This window comes from Streptomyces drozdowiczii (assembly GCF_026167665.1).
Lineage (GTDB): Bacteria > Actinomycetota > Actinomycetes > Streptomycetales > Streptomycetaceae > Streptomyces > Streptomyces drozdowiczii_A.
In genome coordinates this window covers 277976-289878 of record NZ_CP098740.1, presented here as the reverse complement: position 1 = coordinate 289878, position 11903 = coordinate 277976, and the positions used below count along the sequence as shown (strand labels likewise).

Genomic DNA, 11903 nt, shown 5'->3' with positions numbered 1-11903 from the left:
CGGCGCTCACCTGGGGCAGCTCCAGTGCCCCTTCACCCAGTGGGTGTCCCAGTGGCCGGGGACGTACACCTTGGTCCAGTGGCCCTTGACCCACTGGGTGTGGTGGGTCCAGTGACCGGGCTTCCAGTGCCCGTGCCGGTCGTAGTGTCCGGGGTGCCAGACCTTGTGGTCGGCGTAGTGGCCCTTGTGCCACTGCTTCGTCCAGTGGCCCTTGACCCACTGCTTCTGCCAGTGGCCCTGCTGCCAGGTGCAGTGGCCGTGGTGGTGGGTCGCGGCGGATACGGCGGCCGGTGCGGGGGCCGGGGCGGCCCCCGCCGCGCCGGCGGTCCCCAGGGCGGCTCCGCCGGCGAGCAGACCGGTCGCGGCGGCGCCCGCCAGCAGGCGGCGGACTCGGGTGGAAGCGGTCATCGGACGCACCTTCCTCCTGTTGGAACGGATCCCCGAGCCCAGTGAAGGGAAAAGCTACGAAGACATAAATATAGCCCGAATGGGGGAATATGGCCGTTCCGTCCGAAAGTGCCCGTTCACGACTCGGACGGCGTCCTGAGTGCCGCGTACGTCCCCGACACCGCCGCCAGCAGCATCACGCAGCCCGTGAAGACCAGCCCGGCGTCGCGCAGCCCCACCGCGGTCGCCAGTGCGCCCACACCCACCACCGGCAGGGAGATCCCGGTGTAGGCGACGACGAAGAACGCCGAGATCGTGCCGCCCCGGTGCTCGGCGGGGGCCGCCTCGCTCACGAGCGTCAGCGCGGCCCGGAAGGCGAGCCCCTGCCCGATGCCCCCGCAGACCGCGCCCAGGACGAGCAGCACCAGAGACTTCGCCAGCAACGACGACGCGACCAGCGCGAGCCCCACGATCAGCACGGCACAGCCCAGCGGCAGCGCGCGGCGCGCCCCGATGCGCGGGGCCAGCGACTGCCCGACCGTCGAGGCGCAGAACACCGAGAACACCACCGCGCCCGTCACCGCCAGGTTGTGCACGTCCAGCGTCTCGGCCGCGAAGCTGGGCGCGACCGCCGTGAACAGGCCGAGCAGCGCGAAACCGGCGAAGGCGGCCAGCGAGGCCGGCACGAACACGCCCTTCACCTCGGCGGGCACCCTGACACCCTGCGGTTCGAGCCGGGGCCACCGACGCGGCTCGGCCACCGTCTCCGCCAGCCGCCAGGTGATGACGCAGGCCGCGGCGACCAGACCCAGGTGCACCCAGAACGGCAGGGACAGCGGCCAGGGCGTGTACTCGGCCAGCACACCGGAGAGCAGCGGGCCGCAGCCGAGACCGCCCATGTTCGCGGCCGTCGCGGCGAACCCGGCGCGCGCCTTCTGCCCCGGGGACGCCAGCTCGATGACCGCCGCCGTCGCAGCACCGCTCAGCAGCCCGGCCGCGCCGCCGGACAGCACCCGCCCGGCGAAGAGCAGGGGCAGCCCGCTCTCCAGCAGGAAGCACCCCGCACTCGCGGCGGACAGCACCATGGCGGCCAGCAGTACCGGCCTGCGGCCCACCTTGTCCGAGTAGTTTCCCGCCACCAGGAGTACGGAGATGACCGCGACCGCGTACACCGCGAAGACCACGGTCACCATCAACTCGGAGAAGCCGATCTCCTTCTGGTAGAGCCCGTAGAGCGGGGTCGGCAGCGTGGTGCCGGCCATCCCGATGGCGAAGACCACCGCCGCTGCCAGGTATCCCGCGCGGCGCCCGCCCGTCCGTCCCGTATCCTCACGCACCATCACGCACGCCACTCTATGCAGCGGGCGGCCCCCGGTCAGGGCGACGGGCGCCGGCCCGCCGCAGCCCGAAAGAGAGCCACCATGAGGATCGCCGACGCGCAGGTCGTCGTCACCAGCCCCGGCCGCAACTTCGTGACGCTGAAACTGACGACGGACGAAGGAATCACCGGTCTCGGCGACGCCACGCTCAACGGCCGGGAACTCGCGGTCGTCAGCTACCTCACCGACCATGTGGTGCCCCTGCTCACCGGCCTGGACCCGCACCGGATCGAGGACACCTGGCAGTACCTCTACCGGGGCGCGTACTGGCGGCGCGGCCCGGTCACCATGGCCGCCATCGCCGCCGTCGACGTCGCCCTGTGGGACATCAAGGCGAAGGCCGCCGGGCTGCCCCTCTACCAGCTGCTCGGCGGCGCCTCCCGCGACCGCCTCGCCACCTACGGCCACGCCAACGGCCGCGACATCCCCGAACTCCTCGACTCCGTACGGCAGCGGCTGGCCGAGGGCTACCCCGCCGTCCGCATCCAGACGGGCATCCCCGGCCTCAAGGCCGTCTACGGCGTGCACACCACCGACGAGCAGGGCGAGCGCGTCCTCCACCAGCAGATCCGGCCCCTGGTCGAGGACTGGGACACGGACGCCTACCTGCGCCACACCCCCGCCGTGTTCGAGGCGGTACGCGCGGAGTTCGGCGCCGGGATACCGCTGCTCCACGACGCCCACCACCGCCTCACGCCCATTCAGGCGGCCCGGCTGGGCAAGGACCTGGAGCCGTACCGCCCGTTCTGGCTGGAGGACTGCACCCCCGCCGAGAACCAGGAGGCCCTGCGGCTCGTACGCCGCCACACCACCACGCCCCTCGCGCTCGGCGAGGTCTTCAACACGGTGTACGACTACCAGACGCTGATCACCGAGCAGCTGATCGACTACGTGCGCAGCGCGGTCACCCACTTCGGCGGGGTCACCCCGCTGCGCAAGCTCTTCGACTTCGCCGCCCAGTACCAGATCAAGAGCGCGATCCACGGCCCCGAGGACATCTCCCCGGTCGGGATGGCCGCCGCCGTCCACCTCGGCTTCGCCGTGCACAACTTCGGCATCCAGGAGTACTCGGGCCACAACGCCCTCACCGAGGAGGTGTTCCGGCACGCGTACACCTTCACCGACGGCTTCCTGCACCCCGGCGAGGCGCCCGGCATCGGTGTGGAGCTGGACGAGAAGCTCGCGGCGGCCCACCCGTACGAGCAGACCTATCTGCCCGTGAACCGGCTCCGGGACGGCACCGTCCACGACTGGTGAGCGTTGGTCGGGGTCCCGGGCGCCCGGGACCCCGACGCCGTCACGGGAACGCCGGCTGGAGGCCCGCGTACACCCCGTGGCGGCCCAGCAGCTCCTCGTGCGTGCCGACCTCCGCGACCCGCCCGCCCTCCATGACCACGATCCGGTCGGCGCCCTGGATGGTGGAGAGGCGGTGCGCGACGACGAAGACGGTCCGGCCGTGCACCAGTCGGGACAGCGCCTCCTGCACCAGCGCCTCGGAGCGGTTGTCCAGCGCCGAGGTCGCCTCGTCGAGCACCAGGACCCGCGGATCGCGGATCAGCGCCCGGGCGATCGCGAGCCGCTGCTTCTGGCCGCCCGAGAGCCGGGCGCCGCGCTCACCGACCACCGTGTCCAGGCCCTGGGGCAGCCGGCGGACGAACTCCATGGCGTTGGCGTCCTCCAGGGCGCTCAGCAGCGTCGCCTCGTCGGTGTGCCCGAGCCCGTACGTCACGTTGTCGCGGATGCTGCCCTCGAACAGGATCGACTCCTGCGGCACGACCGAGAGGAACCTCCGGTAGCTGCGCAGATCGAGCCCGGCCATGTCGGTGCCGTCCAGCAGGATGCGCCCCGCGGTGGGCCGGATGAACCCGATGAGCAGGTTGAGGACCGTCGACTTGCCCGCCCCCGACGCGCCCACCAGGGCGATCGTCTCGCCGGGCCGGGCGGAGAGCGTGAACCCGTCGACGGCGGGCCGCTCGTCCTCGTACGCGAAGGAGACGTCCTCGAAGCCGATGCGCCCGGTGACCCGCTCCACCTGTGCCTTGCCCGCGTTGTGCTCCAGGTCGGGTGCCTGGAGCACCTCGCCCGCCGAACGCACCGACTCGAGACCCTTGGTGAGGATGGGAGCGAGCCCGAGCAGCGTGGTCACCGAGCCGGTCAGGACGGTGAAGAAGGCGCTCAGCATGACGACGTCACCGGCGGTGACGTCCAGCCAGCCGTGGTATGCCACCAGCGCGGACCCGGTCAGGCAGAGCACGCCCAGCGTGTTGAGCAGGACCCAGGCCAGTGAGCCGAAGCGGCCGTTGAGCATGTCCAGGCGCAGACCGGCGGCGAACACCTGCCGCAGGGAGCCGTCCACACGCCCCAGCGCGGTCCGCTCCAGACCGTGGGCGCGGGTGATGGGGATGAGGGTGGTCATCTCGCCGACCCGGGAGGACAGCTGTTCCACCTCGCGCCGGAAGGACTCGTTGTGGCTGCGCAGCCTGCCCCTCAGCTTCATCACGAGGAACCCGGCGGCGGGGACGACGACGAGGAAGACGGGCAGGAACGAGGGGACCCGGACGCCGATGACGACGAGCCCGCCGACCAGGGTCACGACGGCCCCGAGCCCCATGTCGGCGCTCTGCTGCACCATCTGCTCGACGGCTTCGACGTCGCGTACCACCTTGGCCTGGAGCACGCTGGAGCTGACCCGGGCGTGGTAGCCGACGGACAGTTGCTGCATCCGGCGGCAGAGCGCGGAGCGCAGGGTGATGCCCATGCGGCGGATGCTGCCGCCGAGGCAGCGCACGTACCACTGATGGAGCGGGTAGTTGAGGACGAGGATGAACAGCAGGAGGCCGGTGGCCTTCCAGAGCTCCGACTCCGCGCCGTGCTGGACCACCACGTCCAGCACGGTGGCGGTGATCAGGGGGAGCAGCCATATGGGGCTGTGCTTCACGGTGAAGAGGACGACGGCGAGAGCCAGCCGCCCCCGGTCCGGGCGGAAGAGGAGCGCGAGGGTGCGGACCGGGTGTTCGCCGCGGTAGCGGTGGTCCAGGTGGTCGAAGGGTGCCAGGGATTCGGCGGAGGGTGGGGATACCGCTTTCTGCATGGCACCATCCCACCCCGCGACCGATGCCCGGGGCAACTGTGTTCCACGTAGGGGACAGGGGGCGTGCGGGGGTGCGGGAGCGGTCAGCGAACGGGGAGTTCGGCCGGCCGCGGCTCCGGTGCCGGTTCCTCCCCGCGCGGGCGTCCCACTGTGGCGATCGCGCTGGTGACGAGGCCGGCGAGCAGCCCCCAGAACGCCGAGCCGATGCCCAGCAGGGTCACGCCCGAAGCGGTGGCCAGGAAGGTGACGACGGCCGCCTCGCGCGACGCCTTGTCGGCGAGAGCGGTGGCCAGCGAGGACTCGATCGTCGCGAGGAGCCCGATCCCCGCGATCGCCATGACGAGTTCGTGCGGCATGGCCGTCAGCAGTGAGGCGACGGTCGCGCCGAGGAGCCCCACGCACAGATAGAAGAAGCCCGCCCACACCGCCGCCAGATAGCGCTTGTCCCGGTCCGGGTGCGCCTCGTCGCCCGTGCAGATCGCGGCCGTGATGGCGGCGAGGTTGAGCCCGAACGCCCCGAAGGGCGCCAGTACGGCGTTGGCCGCGCCCGTCCATGTCATCAGCGGGGACACCGGCACGTCGTAACCGGAACCGCGCAGCACGGCGACACCGGGGAGGTTCTGAGAGGCCATGGTCACGACGAACAGCGGCGCGCCGACGCTGACGAGCACCTTCCAGTCGAACTCGGGCGCGGTGAAGACCGGTGTGGCCAGGGAGAGCCGGACCTCGCCGGTCCGCCAGCCCCCGGTGAACAGCGTGGCCGCCACCCCCGCGGCCAGCGCCAGCAGCACCGCGTAACGCGGCAGCAGACGGCGGCCCAGCAGGTAGATCACGAACATCGGGAACGCGACCGCGAAGCTCCGGTGCATGGTGCTGAACAGGCCCGTGCCGAACCTCAGCAGCACCCCGGCGAGCAGTGCGGCGGCCAGCGGTACGGGGATGCGGTTCATCACCCGGGCGAACCAGCCCGTGACACCGCTCACCACGATGAGCAGCGCCGAGAAGATGAACGCGCCGACGGCCTGCGCCATGGAGACCCCGCTCAGCCCCGTCGTCAGCAGCGCCGCGCCGGGCGTCGACCAGGCGGTCACGACCGGTGCCCGGTGGCGCAGCGACAGACCGGCACAGGTGCAGGCGAGTCCGACGCCGAGCGCCAGCATCCAGGAGGAGATCTCGCGCGCGTCCGCCCCCGCCGCCTTGGCGGCGGTGAAGACCAGCGCGGCGGAGCTGGTGACCCCGACCATGACGGCGATCAGCCCGGCCGCCACGGCGGAGGGAGGTGCGGCTGAACGTATGCGGGTCAACGCGGACATGAGTGAGCCACTTCCGGGATGCTGCCGGGCGTTCCGTATACGGAACGTTCTGTTTGTGGAACACTAGAGACGCGGGCCGGTGCCCGTCAACCGGATGGGCGAGCGGGCGGACGGCGATGGGGCTGAACGAGGACGTGGGGCGCAGGCTGCGGGCCCTGCGCCACGGCATGGACGTCTCGCTCTCGGAGCTGTCGCGGCGCTCCGGGGTCGGCAAGGGCACGCTCTCGGAGCTGGAGAGCGGCCGGCGCAACCCCACGCTGGAGACCCTGTACGCCCTCACCACCGCCCTCGGCCGCCCCCTCAGCGCGGTCCTGAGCGACCCGCTGCCGGAGGGCGCACCCTCCGGGCAGCGGGCGGGCGTCTCCGGAAGCGCGGTGACCGCCGTGCTGATCGAGCGGTACGAGGACGGGGAAGCGGTCACCGACGTGTTCCGGGTGACCATCCGCGCCGGCGCGGTCCAGGAGTCGGAGGCCCATGTGCCGGGTACGTCCGAGAGCCTGATGGTCCTCGCCGGCACCGCCGTCGTCGGGCTGCCCGACGACCTCGGCACCGTCGGGCCCGGGGCCTCCGCCCGGTGGCGGGCCGACGTACCCCACGTCTACAGCGCGCCCGACGGCGATGTGCAGGGGATCCTCTTCGTGCGCTGCCCGGTCAGCCCGCGCCGAGGAGATTGACCAGGCGGATGTAGCGGACCCAGTCCCAGTGCGGACCCGGGTCGGTGTGGTCGGTGCCGGGGACCTCGACGTGTCCGAGGATGTGGGCCCGGTCCTTGGGAATGTTATGACGGTCGCAAATATTCGCCGTGAGCAGCGCCGACTGCTCGTACAGGGAGTCGGTGAAGTACGCGGGCTGGTCCACCCACCCCTCGTGCTCGATGCCGATGCTGCGGGTGTTGTAGTCCCAGTTCCCCGCGTGCCAGGCGACGTCCTTCTCCCGCACCATCTGGTTGACGTACCCGTCGCCCGAGCGCACCACATAGTGCGCGGAGACCTGCTTCGCCGGGTTCTGGAAGATGGACACCGTCTTGGAGAACGTCTCCTGGGTGACATGGATGATGACGTACTGGACGGGGTACGCCGAAGGGCGCGAAGAGGGCGTGTAGTTGGACGCCGAAGCGGGAACCCAGTGCGACGCCGGATAGTCCGTGGCACCCGTCGTCGCGGCGGCGGCGCGGACGGAGGCGGGCAGCAGCGCTCCCGCCGCCGCGACCGCGGCGCCCTGAAGGATTCTTCTGCGTTCCATGCGAACTCCTGTGGGGGTGGGACGGGCAGGGATACGGAAGGCGCGGCGCGGAGTGCGGGCCCCACCGTACGGGCGACACGCACGTCACGGAAGACGGCCGGTTCCCCAAATCCTGCCCATGCAAGGGGCGTTCAGGCGAAGCCGACACACCGTCAGACGCCCTGCGCCTCCGCCCAGGCGGCCGCCGGATCGTCGTCGGACGGACCCGCCGGGAACCACTGACCGCTCTCCCTCCGGTACGGATACCAGCGCCCGTCCGGTCCGTAGCGGAGCTGGAGGCCGCCGTCCGCCGAAGTCCAGCGGTTGCGCTCGGCCCGCAGCCGGGGCGCCTCGTCCTCCTCCCACGCCTCGGCCAGCCGGGTCCTGGCCCGGGCCAACGCCTCGCCGTCCAGGGGCCGGTCCTCGTCGAGCACGGCGAGCGCGGTCGCCCCACCGTACCGCCAGGCCGCGACCGCGGCGGGGAGCCCGGCGCGCGTCTTCCCCGCGCCGCTCGCCAAGCGGTGGACGATCCACGGCTCCGGTCGTGCTTCGGCGGCCAGCCTGACCGCGTCCTGGCGCGCCGTCAGCACCCCGGGCACCGGACGCCCTTCATGACCCGGCGCCAGCGCGTCGGCGAGCATCCGGTGCGCCCGGGCCGCCGCGTCCCGCGCCAGCATCTCCAGCGCCGTCGGGTCCACCCCCGCCTCGGGGTCCGTCTCCGTGTCGAGCGAAGGGGCGGCGCCCGGCTCCCCGGGAAGCTCCGGAGGCGCCGGCAGCGGGGTCCGGGCGGAGCCGGCGGCGTACGCCTGCTCCGCCGGCACGCCGGACACGCCCGGGTCCGGCGCCGGCTGCTCGGCCTCGGCCGTGACGTGCGGCGCCCCGGCCGTCGCCGCGATCCGCTCCTGGAGCCCGTCCAGCAGCATCCGTTCGCCGCGCCCCCGCATCAGCAGCAGCACGAACGGGTCCTGGTCCAGCAGCCGCGCCACCTGGTAGCAGAGGGCGGTGGTGTGCAAGCAGTGGTCCCACGCCTCACAGGTGCACCGCGGCTCCAGGTCGCCGATGCCCGGGAGCAGATCCATGCCGGCCGCCGCGGCGTCCTCCACCAGGTGCGGCGGCATCTCCCGGTCGAGCAGCGCCGCGATGTGCCCCGTCCGCTCGGTCGCCATGCCCAGGAAACGGTCCCACTCCTGCTCGTCCAGCTCCTGGAGCAGCACATCGCTGCGGTACGTGCTCCCGTCCCGCTCACGCACCACCGCCGTGATCCGGCCGGGCCGTACGGACACGGCACCGACCCCGCCCTCCCGGGCCACGCGCCGCCCCGCCTTCAGCTGCCGCAGGTCCAGCGCGGTGTCCTCCAGCGCCTTGAGCCACGCCTTTCCCCACCAGGAAGCGGCGAAACCGCGCCCGGGGGCCGGAGGCAGGGCGGCGAAGGTGCGCTCCTGCGCGGCCGCCCCGTCCTCCCGTCCGTCGCCGCCGTCGGCGAACTCCTCGGCCTCGTATCCGTCCGTCATCGCGTCCCCCCTCGAAGCGCCACCAGATCGGCCAGCTCCGCGTCGCTGAGCTCGGTCAGCGCGCTCTCACCGGACCCCAGCACCGCGTCGGCCAGCCCCTGTTTGCGGGCGAGCATGTCCGCGATCCGGTCCTCGATCGTGCCCTCGGCGATCAGCCGGTGGACCTGCACCGGCTGCGTCTGCCCGATCCGGTAGGCACGGTCGGTGGCCTGCGCCTCGACCGCCGGGTTCCACCAGCGGTCGAAGTGCACCACATGAGCGGCCCGCGTCAGGTTGAGCCCCGTGCCCGCGGCCTTCAGCGACAACAGGAAGACCGGTGCGTCGCCGGCCTGGAACCGGTTCACCATCTCCTCCCGCGCGGCCACCGGTGTGCCGCCGTGCAGGAACTGCGTGCCGATGCCCCGCGCCGCCAGATGCCGTTCGAGAAGCCGGGCCATTCCGACGTACTGCGTGAACACCAGGACCCCGGCCCCCTCCGCCACCATGGTGTCCAGGAGTTCGTCGAGCAGTTCCAGCTTCCCCGAGCGGCCGGCGATGCGTGGGTCGTCCTCCTTGAGGTACTGCGCCGGGTGGTTGCAGATCTGCTTGAGCGAGGTCAGCAGCTTCACCACCAGACCGCGCCTGGCCATGCCGTCGGCCTCGGCGATCGCCGCCAGCGTCTCCCGCACCACCGCCTCGTACAGCCCCGCCTGTTCGGGCGTCAGCGACACCGCCCGGTCCGTCTCCGTCTTCGGCGGCAGCTCCGGCGCGATGCCGGGGTCCGACTTGCGGCGGCGCAGCAGGAACGGCCGCACCAGCGCGCCCAGCCGCTCCGCCGCCGCCGGGTCCCCGCCCTCCACCGCCCGCGCGTACCGGGTGCGGAACGTGCCGAGCCGCCCCAGGAGCCCCGGTGTCGTCCAGTCGAGGATCGCCCACAGCTCGGAGAGGTTGTTCTCCACCGGGGTGCCGGTCAGCGCCACCCGCGCCCCGGCGCCGATGGTGCGCAGCGCGCGGGCCGTCGCCGAGTACGGGTTCTTCACATGCTGCGCCTCGTCCGCGACGACCATGCCCCATCGCACCGAGGCGAGCCTCGGAGCGTCCAGCCGCATCGTCCCGTACGTGGTGAGTACGAACCCGTCCTCCGCCAGGTCGTCCAGGGTGCGGGACGCGCCGTGGAAGCGGCGGACCGGGGTGTCGGGGGCGAACTTCCCGATCTCGCGCTGCCAGTTGCCCATCAGCGAGGTCGGGCAGACCACGAGCGTGGGCCCGGCACCGCCCTCCAGGGTCTGGCGGTGCAGGTGCAGCGCGATCAGGGTGATCGTCTTGCCGAGGCCCATGTCGTCGGCGAGGCAGCCACCGAGCCCGAGCGAGGTCATGGTGTGCAGCCAGTTCAGACCCCGGAGCTGATAGTCCCGCAGGGCCGCGGCAAGCGCGGCCGGCTGACCGACTGCCGGCACCTCGGCCCCGTCCTGCCCGGCCGGGTCGGCGACGCGCTCGCGCAGCCGCTCCAGCCAGCCGGTGGCCCGGACCTCGACCCGCCGGCCGTCCACCTCGGCGGAACCGGTCAGCGCCGCGCCCAGCGCGTCGATCGGGGTGACCTTGCGGTCCCGCGTCTCCCGGGCCCGCCGCGCCTCGTCCGGGTCGATGAGCACCCACTGGTCGCGCAGCCGCACCAGCGGACGGCCCGCCTCGGCCAGCCGGTCCAGCTCCTCGCGGCTGAGCTGCTGGTCGCCGAGGGCGAACCACCAGTTGAAGGTCAGCAGCGCGTCGGACGACAGCAGCGGCGCGGCCTCCGACGCGGTGCGCGCGAGACCCCGGGGCGCGCCGCCGTCCGCCTCCTCGTCGTCCGGTCCGATCACGGCGCGCGCCGTGAGCGTGCGGGCGCTCAGCTCCCTGGGCCAGTGCACCTGGACGCCCGTCGCGGCCAGCGCCCGAGCGGCGGGGCCGAGGAGCTCGGTGATCTCCTCGTCGGCGGGGTCCACCGCGTCCGGCACGGCCGCCGAGAGCAGCGGAGCGAGCGTCGGCCAGGCGCGGGCGGCCCGGCGCAGCATCAGCAGGGTGTCCATCCGGGCGCGCGGCCCGAACGCCTCCGCGGCCGGGCCACCGCCCGCCCACATCTCGGCGGCATCGGCCACCACGGCCGGGTCGCTGACGCTGTGGATCTGCGGCACCACGCGGAACGAGGGCCCGTCGCCCTCGTCGAGCCCCGCGACCTCCACGCGCAGCGACAGCCGGACACCCGCGTCATGTCCCGCCGCCACATCGGCGGCCCAGGCCCGGTGGCCGGGCAGATGCTGCGGCTCCCGCGCGGCGAAGGCCGGTCCGCCCGCGGCGAGCGGGGCGGCGGGGGTCCGGGGCAGGGAGTCGGCGACCGCGTCGAGGAACGCCCGTACCAGGCGCTCCGGTTCGGGCAGGAGCAGCGGCCGGGCCGCCGGGTCGACGGGCACGGCGTGGGCGGTGGGCGGCATGGAGGCGGCCAGGGTACGGACGCGCATCAGGTCGTCCGGGGTCAGCGGACCGGACCGCCAGCTGTCGTGGTCCGTCGCGCTCAGCCCCGGAAGGAGCAGGCCCCGGGCGGCGAACTGCAGGGCGAGCAGCCCCGCCGCGCCCCAGAACGCCACGGCCGCGGAGGCGTGAGCCGCCGACCGCGCACGGGTGAGCACGGGCAGCCCGTCCGCGACGGACAGCAGACGCCCCGGCACCTCGTACGGCAGGGCGTCGGGGCCCGTCACCGTCAGGGTGCCGGGCTCGCCGGGGCCTTCGGGCGGGGTGCTGCCGTCGGGGTGCCAGAAGGCGAGGCGGCCGGCGCGGGCGGGATCCGAGGGCAGGAAGACCACGGAACAGCCGGCGAGTGCGGAGATTTCGGAGAGGGAAGCGGAGGAGGGGCTGTGCACAGCGATGTCAGAGTCCTCAAATTTGACTAGCCGACCGAGGTCGCCGAGGGTACCTGAACCTTCGAACCGGCGGACCTCCACTGTGTGTGAGGTGCGTCACGCGGTGGTACGGGCGCCGTTCCCCGGTG

At 72.9% G+C, this 11903-nt stretch carries 9 protein-coding genes; 2 read left to right on the top strand and 7 right to left on the bottom strand.

All coding sequences use genetic code 11. From position 1 onward, the window contains the following. Positions 1 to 6: 6 nt before the first annotated feature. Positions 7 to 408 (bottom strand): hypothetical protein, encoded by a 402-nt coding sequence (locus tag NEH16_RS01375; RefSeq protein ID WP_265538551.1) that lies wholly within the window; start codon positions 406 to 408, stop codon positions 7 to 9. Positions 409 to 524: 116 nt separating this feature from the next. Beyond that, a complete protein-coding gene (locus NEH16_RS01370; protein WP_265547025.1) occupies positions 525 to 1727 on the bottom strand; it encodes an MFS transporter in 1203 nt (400 codons plus the stop codon). Positions 1728 to 1808: 81 nt separating this feature from the next. On the opposite strand from NEH16_RS01370, the gene manD reads away from it, so the two are divergent. After that, the gene (gene manD / locus NEH16_RS01365) at positions 1809 to 3023 is read left to right on the top strand and encodes a D-mannonate dehydratase ManD (RefSeq protein WP_073967040.1); all 1215 of its coding nucleotides are present in this window, start codon (positions 1809 to 1811) and stop codon (positions 3021 to 3023) included. Between the two features lie 40 nt (positions 3024 to 3063). On the opposite strand, the gene NEH16_RS01360 is transcribed toward manD, so the two are convergent. Both NEH16_RS01360 and NEH16_RS01355 read right to left on the bottom strand, forming a co-directional pair. Beyond that, positions 3064 to 4857 carry an ABC transporter ATP-binding protein gene (locus NEH16_RS01360; RefSeq protein WP_265538550.1) on the bottom strand — a complete coding sequence of 598 codons (1794 nt, stop codon included), beginning with the start codon at positions 4855 to 4857 and terminating at the stop codon, positions 3064 to 3066. 83 nt (positions 4858 to 4940) lie between these two features. Continuing rightward, complete coding sequence (locus tag NEH16_RS01355) at positions 4941 to 6170, bottom strand: benzoate/H(+) symporter BenE family transporter (protein ID WP_265538549.1); 1230 nt, start codon at positions 6168 to 6170, stop codon at positions 4941 to 4943. A 116-nt stretch (positions 6171 to 6286) separates the two neighbouring features. Between NEH16_RS01355 and NEH16_RS01350 the strand changes: the two genes are divergently transcribed. Then, on the top strand, positions 6287 to 6844 hold the full coding sequence (locus tag NEH16_RS01350) for a helix-turn-helix domain-containing protein (protein WP_265538548.1): 558 nt from the start codon (positions 6287 to 6289) through the stop codon (positions 6842 to 6844). On the opposite strand, the gene NEH16_RS01345 is transcribed toward NEH16_RS01350, so the two are convergent. From NEH16_RS01345 to NEH16_RS01335, 3 genes are all read right to left on the bottom strand, one after another. Then, positions 6822 to 7412, bottom strand: a complete 591-nt coding sequence (locus NEH16_RS01345; RefSeq protein ID WP_073967036.1) for an N-acetylmuramoyl-L-alanine amidase — start codon at positions 7410 to 7412, stop codon at positions 6822 to 6824. The genes NEH16_RS01350 and NEH16_RS01345 overlap by 23 nt on opposite strands. A gap of 152 nt (positions 7413 to 7564) precedes the next feature. After that, positions 7565 to 8902, bottom strand: coding sequence for an SWF or SNF family helicase (locus NEH16_RS01340; RefSeq protein ID WP_265538547.1), 1338 nt, complete (start codon positions 8900 to 8902; stop codon positions 7565 to 7567). Continuing rightward, positions 8899 to 11775, bottom strand: coding sequence for a DEAD/DEAH box helicase (locus NEH16_RS01335; protein WP_265538546.1), 2877 nt, complete (start codon positions 11773 to 11775; stop codon positions 8899 to 8901). The genes NEH16_RS01340 and NEH16_RS01335 overlap by 4 nt, the downstream gene beginning before the upstream one ends. Positions 11776 to 11903 lie beyond the last annotated feature (128 nt).

What these genes read in the sequence shown, in the direction of transcription:
- NEH16_RS01375 (WP_265538551.1), bottom strand. Translation starts at nt 408, where the DNA reads ATGACCGCTTCCACCCGAGTCCGCCGCCTGCTGGCGGGCGCCGCCGCG.
- NEH16_RS01370 (WP_265547025.1), bottom strand. Translation starts at nt 1,727, where the DNA reads ATGGTGCGTGAGGATACGGGACGGACGGGCGGGCGCCGCGCGGGATAC.
- manD (WP_073967040.1), top strand. Translation starts at nt 1,809, where the DNA reads ATGAGGATCGCCGACGCGCAGGTCGTCGTCACCAGCCCCGGCCGCAAC.
- NEH16_RS01360 (WP_265538550.1), bottom strand. Translation starts at nt 4,857, where the DNA reads ATGCAGAAAGCGGTATCCCCACCCTCCGCCGAATCCCTGGCACCCTTC.
- NEH16_RS01355 (WP_265538549.1), bottom strand. Translation starts at nt 6,170, where the DNA reads ATGTCCGCGTTGACCCGCATACGTTCAGCCGCACCTCCCTCCGCCGTG.
- NEH16_RS01350 (WP_265538548.1), top strand. Translation starts at nt 6,287, where the DNA reads ATGGGGCTGAACGAGGACGTGGGGCGCAGGCTGCGGGCCCTGCGCCAC.
- NEH16_RS01345 (WP_073967036.1), bottom strand. Translation starts at nt 7,412, where the DNA reads ATGGAACGCAGAAGAATCCTTCAGGGCGCCGCGGTCGCGGCGGCGGGA.
- NEH16_RS01340 (WP_265538547.1), bottom strand. Translation starts at nt 8,902, where the DNA reads ATGACGGACGGATACGAGGCCGAGGAGTTCGCCGACGGCGGCGACGGA.